This window comes from Acinetobacter sp. CAU_H_29a_1, assembly GCF_058599505.1.
The window spans coordinates 2,944,186-2,964,931 of record NZ_CM178655.1; the positions used below are offsets into that span (position 1 = coordinate 2,944,186).

The following is a 20,746-nucleotide window of genomic DNA, read 5'->3' on the forward strand; positions in this document are numbered from 1 at the left end:
TGACCTCATTTTTCCATAGTAGTGGTTTTTACTTTTATGTACAGTTAATAAAATGATTTTTAAAAAGAAGTTTCATTTAAACAGCTACCAACAACTACTCTTACTCTCCAATCGCTATCATCTTTCATCTGACTTGCTAACTTTTTATGGTGAGCACAAATAGCTCTTACCTCCCAAGAGACATCATCAATTAATTTCACTGCTAAATCTTCCCAGATTGCACAGCCTGCACGCACTTCCCAATCTGAACTATTGATCATCAGTTCGGCCAAATGATGAAAGCTCTCAGCACAACTTCTACGAACAAGAGGGCTAGAATCATGAATTAATTCAGCAACTAAAGTTTCCCATTTTGAACATGTTGCACGAACATTTTCATCACGATCATTTATCAGCTTAGCAGCTAGATGCTCATAGTTTTCCGCACAAACCTTGCGAACAACTGGATCGCCATCATCAAAAAGTAATTCGGCACATGCTTGCCATTTTCCAGCACATTCCATTCGAACAAATGTATCAGGATCATGAACTAACTGTAATGCACACTCTTCCCAGGTGGTACACAAAGCGCGAATCAAAGGATCTGTATGCCTGATCTGATTTAAAGCAAATATCTTATCAGTAATTATTCTTGGAGATTCTTCTTGCTGGTCAGACATTTCAACTGTTTTTTCATTCATTAACTTACGCCTTCCTACAGGAACATCACTTTTTCATCAGAGTAAATCTCATTTGGGAAGATTATGTTGGTGAAATAATACATTGCACATAAATTTACTCATTCACCGTATTCTTCTCAGTTTGCCTGCTTACTGACTTCATATACTCATTAAAATCATCGATCATTTGCTGTTGATGTACTCTTATTTCATCCTCTTTCCACTGCGTTTTGGCAAAAATATCTTCTAACTTTAAAGAAACCCCTTTGCCCTTGTATCTATGCTCAAACTCAACTTTTTTAATACTAAAGCCTTTGTTACTCATCTCTGAGTTAATGCTTTTGGTTACTAGTGCCAAGTTACCGAAGTTGTGTAATATCTCGGAAGGGATCTCATCCTGCTTTTGCTCGGGGTTTTGAGGTGTAACATGCTCAACCGAATTTTTAGAAGTTATTCTAAAATTATCAACAAGCGAACTATTATTTCTTTTAAGTTTGAGATACAACACATATTCCAACTTATAAAACCAATAATGCGGATACTGAGTACCATTTTCGTATTTTTGACCTAAGCTTTCTTTGGCATCAATAAGAGTCTCTTTGTGCCACAGGTTCTGTAAAAACCGATGTGTTCGTATTATAAGTGGCTCATCAACTCGGCTGCATAACAAATGATTATCAAGATGTTGTAAATAAAGAAGATTAGTATGATCAGACTGGTTTTCAAGTAAAAACTTAAGTAAAGGCGTTAACCAATATTGTGTTGTCATTTGCTGTGAGTGGTAGAGCATACTTTGCAGTAATGCAAAATCTGGTAAGGCATCCTTAGTTTCGCGTTGAAGATAGGCAGTCTCTTGCTTATTGTTATAATTGATACGTATACGACGAATAGCGTGTTGTTTTTCTTCCTCAACCGATACCCATTTAATAACATGCTTATCAAACTGGTATCTCACATCCCAAAGCAATTCAAGAAACTGTTTGGTATCAATTTCATTCGGCTTCTCATCAAGCCAGAATTTTTTGAAGATGAACAGCAAATCCTTGTCAGAAATTTTTTGGATATCGTGCTGTTTCACCGTCTTCTTTTGCTGCAAGTAAATTCTTAATACATGCTGTAACAGCATTGGAAATGTGATAATACTAGTGATCCTAACAGGTAATCCTGAATCTATATCTTCACCTGGATCATTTTCTGAAGTCGCAACTATTTCTGTTTGATTCAAAATATCTTCAAGCTTGATGCTTTGATCGTCTGAAGCCTTAGTGGTTTTTCTCAATTCATCTAAAACGGCTTTTGCATCAGCCAACTGCTCTCTTTCACCATTCTTAAAATCTACTTTTTTTTCATAGAGAGAAACTGTGTCGAGTTTGGTTGTTGCTTTTAAATGACGCTCAACGTAACCATTCATATTGGCACAAGCATCCCACAACAAAGCATACGCCTCACGCTCATCATGTTTTTCTATTTTTTCCAATAACTTGGCTTTTAATATTTCATGATGTTGTAACTGTACACCACGGTTGTTGATGACTTCAAAAAGCTTATTTAAGTCTGTGTGATCCGGTACTGTGGTTAGAATCAGTTGTACCTTAGTTAGAATAAACTCTGAAAGTGCCCGTTTATCTAATGCTTCTTTCTCATTAAAATAATTATTAAAATAAAATCGGATTTCTTGCAAGGCATCTTGTAATTGCATCGCTTCTGGCAAACTAGCTGGTAGACCTTCACATACTTTTTCAAAGAATTTTGTCACTTGTGGTCGAATTGAAAAACTAATGCGCAAACGTTTACCCTGTTTGGTATCTGCTTGTATGTAGGCAGCCAAATGCTCTTTTAATACCACACTAATGAGCCATAAAGTGGTAAAACGCTGCTGCCCATCGATCAAGTCAAAATATCGCATATCCTCAGAGCCATTCACAGCTCGCTCAATAACTAAAGTACCACCTAAATAAAACTCGTTTTTTTCCTCCAACCATGCTGCAACAATATCATCCAGTAAAGTATGGATTTGCTCTTTACCCCAAACATAAAGTCGCTGATAAATTGGAATGTTAAAGAAAAATTGTTGATCAATAACATCGTTCAAGGTAATTAATTTAGATTGAAACTCAGACATGAGCGGCTCCTTTAAACCTTGAATCAATTTGTTTTTTTTGGTTAGATAACTGGCTTTTCACAGAACGCTCAATACACTCTGCTGTTTTCTGATCTAAACTTTCAATACGATAATATTTGGCAATTGCAGCGACATAACGCTCTTGTACACGTCGGTTACTTTTAATGTGCTTCACCCACCCCTCATTTGAACTATAAGTTTTACTTACATCCACTTGTTTTAGAAAATCAATGACATCATCACATTGATAAGCGGAAGCAATAACATCAAGCAAATTACGCTTAGGATCTCTTAAAAATTTAATAGGAGTCTCTCGCCTAATATCATCTTGAGATAAACGAATCCCACCAATCCGATGATCGAGCCATAAAGTAAAACGCAATAACCCGTTACTACCCAAACGATCACAATAGACCAGCAAACACAAACGGACTAAGCTTTGCAAGTAATGAGAAAGTGTCTTCACTACATCATTGTAAAATTGCTGCACTGCTTGGATTTCAAGATCTCTACTTGGTTTGTACAAAAGCAAGCTAAGCATTACTGCATATTTTTCAGCGTATAAGAAAAAGCCTACACCACGACTGATCGGTTGGCGTAGCGCAAATGGCAAATATGCCGATTGCACACCAAATTGCTGACTGGCTGGAGTTAAGTAAAAGTCATTGTTATGGGTAAGTCTTAGCGACTGCCCCCACTGGTTTGCACCAGCAGGATACAGTATGACTTCGCCCAATTTTGTAATTTTAGTACGCTCTCCAAAATGAGAAAGCATTTCATCTTTACTTTCTAACTCAACAACTTCATTTCCCGTCCAGTTGCGTGCTCGCCATAAATAATAGTGAAAAAGCTCAGGTGCAAAGTCATGATTGGAGCTAAGTTTTCCCAATTCACCTTGTACTTGCACTTTTTCCCAACGTGAAGCACAGTGGCTTTGCAATAGCTCATCTATTTGTGCATCGTCACTATGAATAGCACGTAAATGGAAGGATTTTAGTAAATCTGTACTACCTAAAGGCACACCACGATTATTTTGAGTATCAAAAAAAGTAAATGCGAGATCTTCTCTAGTTACTATGATTACAGTAAAACGGAGACGATCAAACACTCCAACTAACTTATCAATCTCTAAATTGTTTTCAGCAAGCCAGTGTTGTATTGTTTGTTTCGCTTGCTGGACATTGACCATTGAACGAGATGAGCGGAAAGAAAATTGAATATGGGTAGGTAATTGCTTGTTTAGCAGCCAATACAATACAGCAAGCGACGTTAGACGTTGTTGCCCATCAATCACACACAAAACTTTCTGTTTTTCACCAATTTTCTTATGCAACAATAAGGTGCCCATGTAATAGGCATCCTCATCTTCACTCTCTTGAATAAAAGACAATAAATCATTTAGAAGCTGGATGACTTTATCAACTCCCCAAACATAGGCACGCTGATAGTTATCTAATACCAATGGATAACCCTCAAGGCTTAAATTATTAAAGCTCAGCAGCTCTACCGATACATTGTCGGAAGTCTCTTCTTGCATTTCTTAATTGACCCTCTGCTAATTATTTAAACAATAATTTCATGTTAGTGAGAGATGGTAATGTGGTTCCGTTAATTAGACCACTCAATTCAGTTTTATAAGTGATAAATCCGCTCTAAATATTTAAATTATGCTGCCATTACTTTTAGTAAATGTTGATCATAAAATTCATCCGGTGTTGCCTTATTCAAACTTGAATGAGGACGTATCATGTTATAAAAATCCAAATATTCAGCAATTGATTGTTTCGCTTGTTTAACCGTATCGTAAGCCTTCAAATAGACTTCCTCATGCTTCACGCTGCGCCATAAACGCTCAATCATCACATTATCCATCCATCGTCCTTTCCCATCCATACTGATACGGATATTTCGCAATTTTAACTCATTCAAAAATGCCTCGCTTGTGAATTGACTGCCTTGGTCTGTATTAAACACCTCTGGACAACCATATTTCACAATTGCTTCTTGCAACGCATCTATGCAAAAGTCTGTTTCCATACTGATCGATACACGATGAGCCAGTACTTTACGACTATGCCAATCTATAATTGCACACAGATAGACAAAGCCTTTAGCCATAGGAATGTACGGGTGAGTAGACCAAGGGAATTTCACCCTTAGCCCCTCGCAGAACCGGACATGAACCTCTCAGCTCATCCGGCTCCCATTATCCAACCGATGGTAAACATCCCATTTTCCAGTGCACAAAGGCATTTGGAAAATCACGCGCAAGTCGCCCTAAGGCATATCTAGCCCGTCTTTTATGACGGGCCAAGTTTTTATACTTACGCCTCATCCAGCGTATAAGATAAGCATTCATGTGTTGCCAGATCGCTGACATTGCTGAACCATGGAATCGACCATAGTATTGCTGCCAACCTTGAAGAATTGGATTGAATATTGCAGATAAATCACTTAATTCGCGATTACACATCAGATGTAGATGCCATTTCCGAATAGTCTGTCGCATTGCTTTAAGTGCATCACGACTGACTGCAGGAGAGAAATTTACATAAACTCTTTTATACTTGTCCACAGCCTTACGGGGCCTAAACGTGTACCCGAGAAAAGTAAATTGAACATCGGGATATGCTTTACGACGATTAATATCTTGGCAATAAACAATCTTTGTCTTGTCTGGATGCAATTCGAGACCACATTCACGAAATCGTGCATCGATCTTTTGTAAAACAAGTTTGGCTTGAGATAAACTCCGACAATGAATTACGCCATCATCTGCATAACGGCAGAACCGTACACTTTGAAGATGTTTCGTAATCCACATATCAAAAGCATAATGCATAAATAAATTCGCCAATAAAGGACTCACAACACCACCTTGTGGTGTGCCGCGATTCCTTTCTAAAAGATGGCCATTTATGTGTTGCATTGGTGCTTTTAACCAACGTTGCACATATAAAAGAATCCATGGAATTTCACAGTGTTTCTTGAGTGCACGCATGAGTAAATCATGGTCGATGTTATCAAAGAGACCTTTGATATCAAATTCCACAACCCAGTCATAATCCCAACTTCGTCTCCTCACTATCGCAATTGCATCATGGGCAGAACGCCCCGGACGATATCCATATGAGTTTGGATGAAATAATGGATCAATTTTCGGCTCTAATAAGAGCTTAACTGCTGTTTGCGCGACTCGATCTGCAACTGTTGGAATACCTAGTATACGCACGCCACCTGACTTCTTTGGAATCGGAACAGCCTTAACTGGCGGTGGAAAATAACTGCCAGAACAAAGTCGATTCCATAGTTTGTATAGGTTGTTCTTTAAATGCTTTTCGAATTGCTCAATAGATTCATGATCAACGCCTGGAGCGCCACCATTCTCTTTGACTTTTTTAAATGCCTCCCAAATTAACGCTTTAGGAATATTAAATGGTTTGGTCATAAAGTTTTGCTCCTCCTGCTTGCACAGTTGACAAATCCGTAGACCTGGATAATGCAACCCCTTCGCTCCATTACCATTACAGTAACTTCAACACTACTACGAGTTGCTCCGCCCCTTGGTGACGCATTGCTATTATCAGCCTTGCCTTTTGAGCTTGTGCCTTTCGCTTGACATCGCCACCGAAGGTTCCCGCAGTTCAACGTAAGAGCCTGAATTAGGATCGCGCTGCCTCTACGCCGGACACCGAATGGCCCGTAAGCAGGTAACGGCCAAACTAATCGCGGGGTAACTTCCATCCCCGGTTTTGATGTCATTTGAGTACTTTCGACACTTGAACGGCAGTTCACTGTTGTTCGCCTTCCTAATTCTTACCTGACATCTCTACGATACCTTTTCCATAACGCTCACGACCGGGACTTTTGATCCAAGCCGCTTATGGTGGTTTGCTACCTGCTCCTGCAAGCCGATAGCGAGGGGCCATACCCTCATCTCTTACGCCGCTTGCTGCGGCACACTGATATCTGTACACCAGACTTGATTAGAGTGATCGATGACCATGTTTTTCAACAGATATGGGAAAATACGGTGTGCAAGATTAGGCTTACTGGTATTGGGTTTTGGATACAAGGCATGTATTCCCATCAAGCGCATTAAACGTCGGACTTTACGCCGACCTATTTGATGCCCTTGACGCTGTAGCATATCTCGTATCATTCGACTGCCCATAAAGGGGTAGTCGAGATGAATTTCATCGATCAGACGCATCAAACTCAAATCAGTTGATGAAATCTCTTTGGACTTGTAATACAACGTACTGCGATTGATTTGAATCAATTGCGATTGTTGTCGTACCGAAAGTTGATGGGTCTTATCGATCATTTTTTGCCGCTCAGCTGCCCTATTTTTCTGAGCGCACCTTCTAAAAAATCAATTTGCAATGCCTGATGTCCTATCTTGGCATGTAGAGCTTTGAGGTCAATCTCTGGTTCTTGTTGTGCTGTTGGTCGTGAAAAAATATTGACTGATTGCTCAAGCAGTTGATTTTTCCAATCGATGATTTGGTTTTGATGTAAGTCGAATTGAGTAGAAAGTTCAGCGAGTGTGTGGTCGCCTTTAATTGCTGCGAGAGCAACTTTAACTTTAAACTCTGCTGAATGATTACGACGTTTTCTTCGTGTCATGGTTGACTCCAAAAACAAGCATTTCCCATGCTTATTGGGGAGTAGATTATCACTTATAGGCGTGGTCTAAAATCCTATACCCACATCAATGGATCCGGAAATTTGAACAACTCCTATAAGTGATATTCTGCTCCTCAAATGATGTTATAAACATCAATATATGGAGTATTTTATGGCACGTAGACCAAGAAGAAATCATTCAAACGACTTTAAAGCTAAGGTAGCACTTGCTGCGATCAAAGCAGAAAAAACACTTGCTGAATTGAGTTCTGAGTTTGATGTTCATCAAAACCAAATTATTGACTGGAAAAATCAATTGATCTCAGCTTCCTCGCAAGCTTTCGATCAATCAAAAGCTCCATCAGAACCCCCCATTGATCTTAAAAAGTTACATGCAAAAATCGGTGAGCAGGCATTAGAAATTGATTTTTTAGAAGGTGTGTTGAAGAAACTGGGCCGCTTCAACCACAAAAGTTAATCGATCACTCACTTCAGATTTCAGTATCTAAACAGGCTAAGTTACTGAAAGTCTCTCGTGGTTGTTATTATTATCGCCCAAAACCTGTTAGCTCATCAGATCTGAAACTGATGCGATGTATTGATGAATTACATATGCAATATCCTTTTGCAGGCAGTCGTATGATGCGTGATTTGTTGAATCGTCAAGGGCATCATATAGGACGACGTCATACACGTACTTTAATGAAGAAAATGGGTATTCAGGCGTTATATTGCAAACCAAATTTAAGCCAGGCTAATCAAGCTCACCGTAAATATCCATATCTGCTCAAAGGGTTGGCTATTCTGCGCAGTAATCAAGTGTGGTCTACGGATATAACGTATATCCCTATGGCAAAAGGCTTTGTTTATTTATGTGCTGTGATTGATTGGCATAGCCGCAAGGTACTTGCGCATAGGGTATCGATTAGTATGGAGGTGGATTTTTGTATTTCGGCTTTAAATGAAGCAATTGAAAAATATGGATCACCTGAAATATTTAATACAGACCAAGGCAGTCAGTTCACCAGTGATGCATTTATTGATGTATTGAAATCAAATGGCATTCAAATCAGTATGGATGGTAAAGGTCGATGGATTGATAATGTGATGGTTGAACGATTATGGCGGAGCGTTAAATATGAAGAGGTGTATCTCAAAGCTTATAGCAGTGTCACAGATGCGAAAAAGCAATTGAGTGCATATTTTGAGTTTTATAATTTGAAACGACCTCATTCGAGTCTAGACAAATTGACACCAAATGAGTTTTACTATGATCAGCTACCCCAACAAAACAAGGTGGCTTAACTAGAGCGGAATATCACTTATAAATACGCTTTTAGTTGTTCAAACAAGTGGGACCACCTCTGTGATTAATAACTCTTGCATCAGCCCCTGTTCAGTCTGATGTTTTTTACTAAGGCATTGTTTTAATTTTGATTAATACTTAATCAATAAATATATTTTAATAAGGTTAGAGCATCTCTAAATTGTGTAGGCTTTAACCTGATATGAATTTTTTAATTCTATCGCGTCCAAGCATTCGACAACTGCTCAGCCTGCTTCATCACCAACTCAATCGCTTCAGCTGCTTTATCAGGTGGATACTTCCAACGCTGCAAAGTACGACGTACTAATATTTTCAGCTGAGCACGCACACTATCCCGAACCTGCCAATCGACCGTCGTTGATTTCCGTAGCTTCTCTGTAATCTCTCGTGCGATCTGTTTCAGCGTATCGTCTCCAAGCTCTCTGACAGCACTTTCATTGTTTGCCAAAGCATCATAGAAAGCGATTTCATCTGGATTTAACCCAAGTGAAGCTTCACGCTGCATCTCTGCCTGAAATTCTTTTGCCATTTGAATGAGTTCTTCAATGACCTGAGAAGTTTCAATCGCTCGGTTATTGTATTTCCTCAAGGTTTCCTGCAAACGGTCAGAGAAGCGTTTTTCCTGTACCACATTGTTTCGTGTCTTTGCCTTAATGCCATCATTGAGTAACTTTTCCAACAGTTCAACTGCCAAGTTACGGTATGGCATCTGCCTTACATCTTCTAAGAACTCATCTGAAAGCAAGCCAATGTTGGGTTTATCCAAACCACACATTGCAAAGACATCTGTTACCCCATCAGCAATGACAGCATTATCCAGAATCTGTTTTAGCGTACTGTCCTTTTCCGCTTGCGACAGTTTACGATCTACAGAGGTATGCTTGCTAATGACTGCTTTAATGGCTGAGTAAAAGGCAATTTCTTTGTGCAGGTTCTTCGCTTCATCCAAGGTGCTGCATAAAGAGAAGGCTTTATTGATTGCCAGAACTAAATCAAGAAAACGCTTTTTACCATCCTTTAAGCTCAGCACATAGTTAGCTGCGGGGATAATCAGTCGGTGTGCCTGAGTTTCATAAGCACCCAAATCCATACCTGCCTGCTCGTTGGTTTTGGTGAACATTCCTCGTATTGCATCCATCTTTTCAGCAAGAACCGCATAGGCTTCTTCTGCACGTAAGGTCGGCTCACCCTTCCCTTTGGCATCGGTATAGGTTTTTAAGGCCTGCTTCAATTCATTAGCAATGCCAATATAGTCAACAACCAGACCACCTTGCTTATCTTTAAAGACCCGGTTCACGCGTGCAATCGCCTGCATGAGGTTATGGCTTTTCATTGGCTTGTCGATATACATGGTGTGCGTGCACGGTGCATCAAAACCTGTGAGCCACATATCGCGAACAATCACTAACTGCAAAGGATCTTTGACATCCTTAAAGCGTTTCTCAAGACGCTTTTTAACTTGCTTGTTGTGAATGTGCGGTTGCAGTAACGGTTTGTCTGAGGCTGATCCCGTCATGACCACTTTAATTTTTCCCTTTTCAGGGTCAGGATCATGCCAGTCTGGACGGAGGGCAACAATCTCATTGTAAAGATGAACACAGATCTCGCGGCTCATACTGACAATCATGCCTTTGCCTGCCGTTGCTTCGGTACGGGCTTCAAAGTGAACAACCAAGTCCGCTGCTATCTGTTTCAGCCGTGGTGTGGCACCCACCAGTTTTTCTAGTCGGCTCCACTCACTCTTGGTCTTTTCCCTGTTACCGACATCTTCTTCATCTTCTACAACCTCATCGACTTGATCAGACAAATCTTCAATTTCAGTCTGATTGATGTCCAGCTTTGCCAAGCGTGATTCGTAGTAGATTGGGACGGTTGCACCATCATCGACGGCATCCTGAATGTCATAGATGGAAACATAGTCGCCAAAGACAGCTCTGGTGTCTTTATCCTCACTCGAAATCGGAGTTCCAGTAAAGCCAATAAAAGCAGCATTCTTTAAAGCATCGCGCATGTGCTTGGCATAGCCGAACTTGTATGTGCCATCATTACCTAGTTTTGCTTTCAAACCATATTGGCTACGATGTGCTTCATCTGACATCACCACAATATTGTGGCGTCCATTTAATAATGGATGCTCAGTCTCACCTTCCAGTAATGCAAACTTTTGTACCGTGGTAAAGATAATGCCACCAGACTCACGCTCAGCTAAAAACTTTCTCAGCTCATCACGGTTATTGGCTTGTACTGGCGTTTGTTTTAATAATTCTTGAGCATTACTAAAGGTTTCAAAGAGCTGTCCATCTAAGTCATTACGGTCAGTCACGATCAACAAAGTTGGGTTGTGCATGGCAGACTGCTGTAATAGTTTACCTGCATAACAACACATGGAAATACTTTTACCCGAACCTTGGGTATGCCAAACGACGCCTGCTTTTTTGTCCCCTGTCGGATTGGCTGCTGCAATGGTCGCTTGTACCGCTTCCCTAACCGCATGGAACTGATGATAGCCTGCAATTTTTTTAATGGTCTTTTCGCCATCTGTTTCAAATAACACAAAGAATCGAATGTAATCTAAAAACAATTCTCGGTCAAAGAAGCCCCGAACAACTGTTTCTAGCTCCCACTCTAAAGCAGGTTTATCATCTTCATTCTTGATGGTACGCCACGGTAAAAAGCGTTCCTGATTCGCCGTCAGTGAACCGACACGTGCTGTTACACCATCACTGACTACCAAAGCTTCATTAAAGACAAACAGATCGGAGATTTCTTCTTTGTAGGTTTGCAGCTGGTTAAAGGCATCCCAGATATCTGCATTTTCATCGGTTGGGCTTTTTAGCTCCAACACGGCAAACGGAATACCATTGATAAAACAGATGATGTCAGGGCGTCGAGGTTGTTTAGTGCCTAGAATCGTAAATTGATTGACCGCAACAAAACGGTTTTGATGCACATGATTAAAGTCCACTAAGAAAGCATGGTCATGTACCCAATCATCTTGTTTCTTATAGGTGACAGGTACACCTTCCAATAACATACGATGGAATGCACGGTTATTGGTCACCAAATCCAGACTTTCAGGTTTGCTTAGTTTCAGTAACACTTGCTCAAAGCAACTGGCAGGCAAATGTGGATTCAAACGTTCAAAAGCTGCCTTTAAATCAGCTTCCAATAAGATCTGTTTATAGTCTTTGCGTAAAGGATTACTGCTATCAAGTGCAATATCAATACCATGAACGACTTCCCAACCATTTTCGGTGAACCAATCAAGGCAAAGGTTTTCAAGTTGTGTTTCGTTCATTTTATACTTCCGAAGTAGAACTGATGTTGCTTGTATCTTCACCTACACTTTTAAGCAGACCAATAAACTGTTCTCTATCTGCACTTAATTTTGTGATAATTCTTTTGGCTGCAATTTGCATTTCAGGAACTTCTACAGGTGAAGAACCACGTTCAAAAACACCACACAAATGTGAATATTCATTATTGATTCTATCTGTCAAAAGAGCAGGAATATTATCCCCATCAAAAAATAAATTTAAGGTTTCTTCTGTCATGCCTTTATCGGGGTATTTGTAATACAAGTAAATTTCAAAAAATTTTCGAGCATTGTTTCCAAAATTATAAAAAGTTATATAATTTGAATCATCAATAACCTCAATAACAGAACACTTATAAAGTTGATGGAATAAATAGTTAAATTCTGTCACATATTCTTTAAGATATTTGGGCATGATACTAATCTTAGAAGTATCATTCACCCTTGCAATCAAAAAGTACTCTTTTTGATAATTCTGAGTTTTTCCACTCGCATTTAAAAATTTCCCATCAACTTTTTTTAAATATTTTAGAAAGTCTAAATTATGTGTAGAAATAAATAGTTGACCAAAAATATGGTTATTAACAATTTTCTCATTAATCAGACTATAAATGAAGAAAATATGATTACTATCTAAGCTAGAAATCGGATCATCAATCCAAACAATTGGCTTTGAACCTTTAGTATCAATATCATCTAATTTTGCCATAAAATAGCAAAAAGCAAGTAAACTGCATTCCCCTTCGCTTAAATGATATGCTTTTTTATCATCTCTAATAACTTCAAATCTCACTCCACTTTCATTTGTTATTGGTTGCAAAGATAAATAATGATGTCCAAAGAAATTCTTTAATAATTCATTAACTTTATCTGCACCTTTTTCTTCATCTAGAAGTTCTGCTTTTTTAGTTTTAATAAGTTGCTCTTTTTGTCTGATAATTTCATCCATAGATATCTTTTTATTTTCATTTTCAACAACTTTGACACGCAAGGCTTCAATATTAGTGCCTTGATCTTGATATTTAATAATTTCTAAAAAATTAGAGACCTCATTTAAACGTAATTTATTGATATACGCTGAATTATCAGGAGACTTTCCCTTGGGAGATTCTAGGCAGCCAACTTATAAAAGTCTTCGGCCATTTGATTTGGTGTCTTAAAACCCAAACCCTTTTGAATTCTTCGATGATTATAAAATAATTCAATGTATTTTATAATATCTGCTTTGGCTTCTTCTCTGGTTTGATAGTTGTAATGATGCACTAACTCATTTTTCAGTATTCCCCAAAAGCTTTCAATCGGTGCATTATCGTAACAGTCTCCGCGCTTGCTCATTGAACCTTGAAAACCATATTGCTCAAGTATATTTCGATATTCATGGCTGCAATATTGACTTCCTCTGTCTGAATGCACAATCAGTTCTTTGGTTGGTTTTTGATTGTGAATAGCCATATTTAGCGCATTACAAACAAGCTGTGTTGTCATGCGCTCATTTAAGCTATAGCCAACCACTTGCTTCGTGTAAAGGTCTTTTACCGCTGCTAAGTACAGCCATCCTTCAACAGTCCATATGTACGTAATATCACTTGACCATGCTTGATTTGGTCTAGTCATTGAGAATTGTTGCTCCAGCAGGTTTTCATAGATCGCTCGATTATGGTCACTATTCGTAGTCCTTTTAAAACGCTTGTGTCGCTTACAATACAGGTGGTTCAGCGCTTTTATCTGACGTACAGCGTACATACTCATTTTTATGCCCTGAGCTTGTAAGTATTTGGTTAATCGAATATAACCATAGCTCTGCCTTGTCTCCTCATGGGCTATTTTCACCAATATCGTCTGTTGATTTCGTTGAATCGTTCTTTTGCTCACGCCTCTCTTGAGCCAATCATAAAAACATGAAACTGAAACATGAAGTAATCGAGCCATTAAGGTAATTGGAAAAGAATATCTTTTTTGTTTCATATAGGCGTACCTTACTGACTTTCTTTGGCAAAGTACGCTGCTGCCTTTTTTAAAAATTCACGTTCCATTTCAGCTATTTTGAGCTGTTGTTTGAGTTTTTTATTTTCTTCGAGTAGAGCGTTTAGATCAGGTGAATACTGTTTTGTACCTGCTAAAGTTCCAGCCTTTGCTTTGGTATTCCAATTTGAAAGAGTTTGCATTGAAATGCTAAGTTGTCTGGCTGTTTCCGAGACATTGCCTTGATTGGCTTCAATTAATTTGATGGCTTCAGCTTTAAATTCTGTGGTGTAAGTCTTGTGTTTCTTGCTCATGGTAAACTCCTGATGAGTGTGTTTAGTTTACCAAGTTAAAACCTCCTGTTTTTTCAGCACACATCATATCTTTAGCATTTTTTTGTTCACTTAATAACTTCTTGCTAAATTCAGTCGATTCTTTCTTAATATTTAGGTATGAAGTCCATATTACTTGTAACTTTTCAACATTTTTATTAGGGTTAATGAAATCTTTTTCATTAAGAATGTTCGCTTTCCGTTCTTTTAGTTGATCAATTAAACCATCTAAAATTAAATCGTATTCTCTAATTATTTCTTCCAATTCTGTTTGAATAATATCAAGTCTTTTATGAAATTTTGAATAAAATTTTGATTTATCAATTTTTAATAAAGAGAAACTTTTCTTCTCTGATTCAATATCTTTAATGAGACTATCTATATCATCTTCTAAGATTTTAGATTCTTTATCAAAATGCTGGTCTAATTCCTTCCACCTCTCCTCACTTATAAAAGTTCCACAAAAAGCGCAATTACTTAGTTTATCTTTATGATAAGATCTACCCTCATTAACCCAACGATTCAAAATTGCATTTTTAACCAATTCTTCAATCTTATTAGATGAGCTAATTTTTTTCGTAACGAGATTGTCAGTTTTTTCAACAAAATTAGATAATCTAATTTTAGGAAGATCAATTATAGAATAATCATCTAATGCTTTTTCTAAACTCAGCTTTGTAAACTGTTCAATTTCTTCTAAAGATAACTCTTTATACGACTCAGACAATACATCTCTAATATCATTACTAAGTTTCTGAACATTATAGTTTTGATCACCAAATCTTTCAGATTGATATTTTATTCCAATTTTTCTATCTGTTGCTTTATCACTTAACTGCTTATCTAATGCTCTTTTAGCATTATCCCAAACTATTTTAGCATCATTGTAACTGCTGATTGCTTGAACCCTTTTAGCATACAATCCTGTTTCTTGGCCCTGTTCCTTTTTCCCAAGCTCATCTTCAATGGTCTGAATTTCGGCTTCAACAATATTATTGTTCTCACCTAAAATAGCAAATGATCGAATGTCATCATCTTGATGCACAATAAATTTTAAATTTTCTTTAATAAAGTCTTCATTAAAAACTCTAATTTTCTTCCCATGAGATGTTAGGTTGTTTTGCGTTACTTCTTTATCAGAAAACTTCACACAAAATTCTGGATTGTTATATTTATCCGATATCCTCCCCATCTCTAGTGCTCTAATTATTCGAGATAAAGATGTCTTTCCAGAATAATTTCGCCCATAAATTATATTGATGTCTTTAAAGGTATCAGCAGCTCCCCCATTATTCCTAACATTAGCATCCCATTCAAAACCTTTAAAAACCGCAAGGTTGCCGATACTTTTAATTTTCTTAATCATCAATACTACCCATATTTTTATTCAAAGAAATCTCACCCGACATCAATTTCGGCAATAAAGTATCTCTTAAATTAATTAAACTCTGATTTTCTTTTGCTTTTGAGGTAATTTCATCATATAGCGTTTTGACCGTTTTAGTATAAGAGACAACCACTTTGTCATCTGGGCAAACAAAGCTTATTTCTCTGAAATTTTTCTTACTAATTTCCTGAAATGTCGTACCTGATGCTCGGCCTTTTATCTCAGCCATATTAGCTTCACACCACTGAATTAAATATTCAGCTGAATATTTCATATTTGGTAAAATTGCTATATAGCCTTGATTAATAGCTACTTCAATTTTCGATAGAGCCAAATACCCAACTGGCGCACGTGAAGACATTAAAACAGTATCTTTAGGCAATAATCCTGAACTGATCTTTTTCAGTCCGGCATCAGTTATTTTTCTTTCTGTATTTAACAGAATTTTATCAGTTAAATTTGATAAGTCTTTAGGTGTTGTCCAATAGTGAATACCATCGTCCCAAAAATCAACATTCTTAGTTGAAGGTGTCCCTCCTCCAACTGTTTGAACTTGTTCTCCAACCGTCGAAACTTCCCACCCCTTCGGCACTTCCCCTAACTCACTTTCTACCAACCCATCAGGAAACAGTGCAGCAGTCGCCCGTAACGCAGCAAAATCATCTTCAGCCATTTGCTGAAGTTCAATTTCACTTTTTCCGCTAATGGCACACATCGCAGCAAGCTCAGCGTCTTTTCCTTCCTGCTTAGCAGCAATTTTGGCACGGACAGGGTCGAAGTCGACAAACCAACTTTTAAAGAGGGCTTGGGCGATAGATTCGAGGGTTTGGTTGATTTGGTTGTTGATGTGAATTTTGTCATCTAGGTCGGAAAGGATTTTGGCTATTTTTCTCTGTTCTCCCAATGATGGAAGTTTAATTTCTATATTTTTTAATGATGTTAAAGGCTGCCCAATTCCAGGCGTACCAACTTGAGAAGCATTCTTTAATAACTCATAACGTCCTTGATGAGATTTAAAAAAATAGTAAATAAATTCGCTATCAGCAATATTTGGATTACAGCGAAGCTTCATTAAACTTGAAGACATCATGTATTGATGAAACTGATTATCAACTAATCCAACCTCACCAATAGAACCTCGGTGTGGAAATACTAAATCACCGTTACTCACACAGCAATTTTCTAATTGTTTTGCTAACTGTTCTGAAATAAAAACCCAATCACCTGAAAATTTCTTACTGCCAGTAAGATTAGTTCCTCTAATGACAGGAACACCACTTTCGACATAAGCATCACTTTTCATTCTTGAACCGAATGGACCTATCGTTATTTTGTCAGCTATGTCTTCAATTCTGTATGTATTCCAAACGGTACTCACACCTCACCCCCAAATTCTTTCTTAATCATCCAATAGCCACGTGTTCCACCCACACGCTCAAGCCAACATGCATCTTTTAAATGATTCAGATGCTTTTTCACTGCTGACTCATTGATTCCCAACTGTTCGGCCATAGCACGATAGGAAACTTTTGGGTTCTGTTGAATTAAAACTAAAATCTGTTTTTGCCGATCTGTCAGCATATCCTCTTGGATTGAGCCACCAATTGAGCCACCAATTGAGCCACCTAATTGCTCAATCGAAGGACGATAAAACTCCCAATCAACAAAATCACCTTGCGCTTTCAGTTGAGGTTCGGCATTGCCTGCCTGCAAACATAGATCTTTAATACGGGCAATACCGCTGCCCCATTGCTCGATATAACCCAGCTCTTTAAACACACGGGCCAAGACACGATTACGAATCTCAGAACGACCTTGTGCCAAATCTTCTTCAGTCAGTCCATTTGGCAAACCACCCGGCGATACAATATTCAGGATGTCATCATAAATGCCGACCTTAATATCACGCCCTGCATTGCTATAGTCACGATGTAACACTGCATTCACCAAGGCTTCACGAATGGCTGGGATTGGAATTTCATAACTTTCTGTACGTTGTAGCCCTAAAATTTCAGCACGTAGATGCAGATGATTCTTGATGAATTGCTCTGTTTGCTTCAACTGACTAAATAAGTCTCCACGGTATTCTTTTTTATCCAAAAACACCGTCATGGTTGTGCCCTTAAAGCGGCTACATTTAATCTCAACCTGCTCATAAAGCCCCAACAAAATGAGTAACCCATGACTTGGGTAATCCTGTCCATTTTGCTGAATGATCAATTTAAGATTACGCATTTTCTGCAAAGACAGTTCTTTGCCCAGCTCAGCAAAGGCTTGCTTTAAAGGCTGTAAATCGATGACATCTAAACTGTATTGTGGATTCGGCTGTTCATCAAAAGTCTGGTTCAGACGTTGCAATTCAAGTTGCTGGATATACTCAGGCGATGCCACACGATTACTTGCACCTAAACGGATATAAGTCCCCTGTGCCTTGCCTTGTGGCTTGAGATAATAAGGCAACAATGAACCACGGCTGACTTCAATCACCAGCAACTCTATGCCTTGGATATTCTCGATATAAATATACGGCAGAATGTTGGGCATACAGAGTTCATTGATCATCGAAGTGATCTGATCTTGCAACTCAAAAATATCATCTTGAATACCTACGAGCTGGCGATCATCACTTACACCCACTACCAATTTACCACCACTGGTATTGGCAAAAGCAATCAGGGTCTTTGCGACCTGTTGCCCTTTAGGTAACTGCTCTTTAAATTCAAGGGTTTGACTTTCACCCTTCTGAATTTCTTGCAATAAAGGATGATCAGAACTCATAACCCAAGCCCTTTAGATTCTTTTTAATCTCACTTTCCAAGACAGCACTTTCAGCAAATTGTTCTTTGAGTTGGACAGTCAAACGTAGCATTTTCTCAGCGAATGGCTCGCCATCATCTTCCTGCTCGACTGCACCGACATAACGTCCCGGAGTCAGTACGTAGTCGTGCTTCTGAATATCCTTTAACTCAGCAGAGAAACAGAAACCTTTCTCATCTTGATACTTTTCACCCTCAAAATTATCTCCCTGTTGCCATGCGTGCAGGGTCTGGGTGATTTTGGCAATATCAGCATCGGTAAAGTCACGCAGTACGCGATCTTTCATATAGCCCAAATTACGGGCATCGATAAACAGCGTCTTACCTTCACGGTTGGCTTTCTTTTTATCTAAAGACAAGCCATTCTTTTTGTCCTTGGTTAGAAACCAGATACAGGCTGGAATTTGCGTGTTGGTGAACAGTTGTCCTGGTAATGCGACAATACATTCCACCAGATCGGCTTCAATCAGGTTCTTACGGATCTCACCCTCATTATTGGTATTGGAACTCATCGAACCATTGGCAAGCAACAATGCCATACTGCCCGTAGGTGATAGATGGTGCAGCATGTGTTGCATCCAAGCAAAGTTAGCATTACCTTGCGGTGGCGTGCCATATTTCCAACGCACATCATTTTCTAAAGAGGCGTGCCACCAATCCTTGATATTAAAAGGTGGGTTCGCCATAACAAAGTCAGCACGTAAGTCTGGATGCTGATCCTCTAAAAAGCTGTCTGCATTCTTTTTACCAAAATTAAAATCAATCCCACGAATTGCCATGTTCATAGCAGCCAATTTCCATGTGGTCGGATTGCTTTCCTGCCCATAAATAGAAATATGCTTTTTCTGTTCGGAGGCTTTGTAATGCTTTTCCTGAGCATGTTGTTCAATAAATTTTTCACTGGATACAAAGAATCCACCTGAACCCATTGCAGGGTCATACACACGACCTTTATAAGGCTGCAACATTTCAACGATTAAAGTTACGATGCTTTTAGGCGTGTAGTACTGCCCACCTTGCTTGCCTTCAGCCAAAGCAAACTGTCCTAAAAAGTATTCGTAGACATGCCCGAGAATATCTTTACTGTGCAGACTGAGTTTCTCGCCATTATATTCAGGCTTGGTAAAACTAGTGTCAGAGAAGGTGTTGATCAGATCAAGTAGCTTGTCATTGTCCAGCTGATACTGTCCAATACGATTCAGAATACCCTTAAGCTTTGGATTGGCTTTTTCAATTTCATCAAAAGCATTATCAATCAACCAAGATACAGAGCGTAACTTCACGTCCTGTCCTTGCTCATCCTGCCAAATGATTGAGCCAATTGGTAAAGCTGCTGCATCACGGATATTTGACCAACGGCCTGCTTTTGGCACCCAAAATACGTTTTTTTCTTGGTAGTAATCCAGTATTTCTAGTTCATCAGCAATAGACTGTTGGTATTCTTCTTCGCTGTCGTACTGATCACGCGGCATGTAATAGATGTTGTGATCGTCTTTTTGTGCAAACAATTCTTTGAGTTCAGATTGCCGTTCATCAAAAGCATCTGATACGTACTTTAAGAAAATCAGTCCTAAAACAATATGCTTGTAGTTAGCGGCATCCAGACTGCTGCGTAATTTATCGGCGGCTTTCCAAAGCTTGTCATCTAAGTCATTTAGAAACTTTTGTTCCAATGAATGCATTTTATTTCCTCAATCCAAGATCAACCGCTTTGGTTTTATACTTAATGTTAAACAATGTTGCTAAGTTAGCATATCAATGACCTATTAAAAGTCATGCACTTAACAAAAAAAATAGAGATTAATAAAGTCCTGTCATTTTAACGGGATAACTTTAGCTAAAATAGTCCTTTAACAACTGCTACGTCTTATAATGTCGTAAAAAAAAAGAGCAACCTAGAAAGTTGCTCTTTTCCAACCAATCGATTAATTGACGGGTCTGACTGATCGCTGCAACCCCTGCTGAATACCCTGCACAAACCCTTCAGGCGAAGCTTGTTGCTCCACCGTACGGTTTTGTTCTTGTTCAGGGTAGTATTCCTCCAGCACCTCTAACCCTTCCTCTATATCCGTTTCAAACCGTGCATTGGCAAAACCCTTCCTTGCGGTAAAGTCTAATGATTCTATGAATACACCTAACTTTTTCAACTAACTACAAATGTGTTGCACTTGGGATTTGAATCTGCGACTTTAAAAA

Annotated in this window: 12 protein-coding genes and 3 pseudogenes; 1 reads left to right on the top strand and 14 read right to left on the bottom strand. The window is 38.7% G+C overall.

From position 1 onward, the window contains the following. Window positions 1–59 precede the first annotated feature (59 nt). The 6 genes and pseudogenes from AC4MDD_RS14855 to AC4MDD_RS14880 form a co-directional block, all read right to left on the bottom strand. A complete protein-coding gene (locus tag AC4MDD_RS14855) occupies window positions 60–680 on the bottom strand; it encodes a HEAT repeat domain-containing protein (RefSeq protein WP_491881941.1) in 621 nt (206 codons plus the stop codon). A gap of 94 nt (window positions 681–774) precedes the next feature. Further along, window positions 775–2,781 (bottom strand): DUF262 domain-containing protein, encoded by a 2,007-nt coding sequence (locus tag AC4MDD_RS14860; RefSeq protein WP_491881942.1) that lies wholly within the window; start codon window positions 2,779–2,781, stop codon window positions 775–777. Continuing rightward, on the bottom strand, window positions 2,774–4,318 hold the full coding sequence (locus tag AC4MDD_RS14865; RefSeq protein WP_491881943.1) for a DUF262 domain-containing protein: 1,545 nt from the start codon (window positions 4,316–4,318) through the stop codon (window positions 2,774–2,776). Before AC4MDD_RS14865 ends, AC4MDD_RS14860 begins: the two co-directional genes overlap by 8 nt. A 128-nt stretch (window positions 4,319–4,446) precedes the next feature. Further along, window positions 4,447–4,923 (bottom strand): annotated as a pseudogene (locus tag AC4MDD_RS14870) (IS3 family transposase); the annotation flags it as partial. Between the two features lie 64 nt (window positions 4,924–4,987). Continuing rightward, entirely contained in the window at window positions 4,988–6,229 is a 1,242-nt protein-coding gene (gene ltrA / locus AC4MDD_RS14875; protein WP_004826931.1) for a group II intron reverse transcriptase/maturase, read from the bottom strand. Window positions 6,230–6,742: 513 nt separating this feature from the next. After that, window positions 6,743–7,410 (bottom strand): annotated as a pseudogene (locus tag AC4MDD_RS14880) (IS3-like element ISAcsp5 family transposase); the annotation flags it as partial. Between the two features lie 172 nt (window positions 7,411–7,582). Here AC4MDD_RS14880 and AC4MDD_RS14885 point away from each other — a divergent pair. Then, a protein-coding gene (locus AC4MDD_RS14885) for an IS3 family transposase (RefSeq protein WP_227509860.1) occupies window positions 7,583–8,715 on the top strand; the annotation gives its coding sequence in 2 pieces (ribosomal slippage) (window positions 7,583–7,835 and window positions 7,835–8,715; 1,134 coding nt in all). 218 nt (window positions 8,716–8,933) lie between these two features. On the opposite strand, the gene AC4MDD_RS14890 is transcribed toward AC4MDD_RS14885, so the two are convergent. The 8 genes and pseudogenes from AC4MDD_RS14890 to AC4MDD_RS14925 all read right to left on the bottom strand — a co-directional run. Next, a complete protein-coding gene (locus AC4MDD_RS14890) occupies window positions 8,934–12,035 on the bottom strand; it encodes a type I restriction endonuclease subunit R (RefSeq protein WP_491881944.1) in 3,102 nt (1,033 codons plus the stop codon). A gap of 1 nt (window position 12,036) precedes the next feature. Further along, complete coding sequence (locus AC4MDD_RS14895) at window positions 12,037–13,125, bottom strand: AAA family ATPase (RefSeq protein ID WP_491882627.1); 1,089 nt, start codon at window positions 13,123–13,125, stop codon at window positions 12,037–12,039. Between the two features lie 38 nt (window positions 13,126–13,163). Continuing rightward, a protein-coding gene (locus tag AC4MDD_RS14900; protein WP_085940844.1) for an IS3-like element ISAba22 family transposase occupies window positions 13,164–14,329 on the bottom strand; the annotation gives its coding sequence in 2 pieces (ribosomal slippage) (window positions 13,164–14,071 and window positions 14,071–14,329; 1,167 coding nt in all). 22 nt (window positions 14,330–14,351) lie between these two features. Beyond that, on the bottom strand, window positions 14,352–15,713 hold the full coding sequence (locus AC4MDD_RS14905) for an AAA family ATPase (protein WP_491881945.1): 1,362 nt from the start codon (window positions 15,711–15,713) through the stop codon (window positions 14,352–14,354). Beyond that, a complete protein-coding gene (locus tag AC4MDD_RS14910) occupies window positions 15,706–17,112 on the bottom strand; it encodes a restriction endonuclease subunit S (RefSeq protein ID WP_491881946.1) in 1,407 nt (468 codons plus the stop codon). The genes AC4MDD_RS14905 and AC4MDD_RS14910 overlap by 8 nt, the downstream gene beginning before the upstream one ends. Next, window positions 17,109–18,512: an RNA-binding domain-containing protein gene (locus AC4MDD_RS14915; RefSeq protein WP_491881947.1), complete on the bottom strand. Its 1,404-nt coding sequence runs from the start codon at window positions 18,510–18,512 to the stop codon at window positions 17,109–17,111. Before AC4MDD_RS14915 ends, AC4MDD_RS14910 begins: the two co-directional genes overlap by 4 nt. After that, a complete protein-coding gene (locus AC4MDD_RS14920) occupies window positions 18,502–20,232 on the bottom strand; it encodes a class I SAM-dependent DNA methyltransferase (protein WP_491881948.1) in 1,731 nt (576 codons plus the stop codon). The genes AC4MDD_RS14915 and AC4MDD_RS14920 overlap by 11 nt, the downstream gene beginning before the upstream one ends. A 243-nt stretch (window positions 20,233–20,475) precedes the next feature. Beyond that, a pseudogene (locus AC4MDD_RS14925) lies at window positions 20,476–20,664 on the bottom strand (hypothetical protein); the annotation flags it as partial. Between the last annotated feature and the right edge of the window lie 82 nt (window positions 20,665–20,746).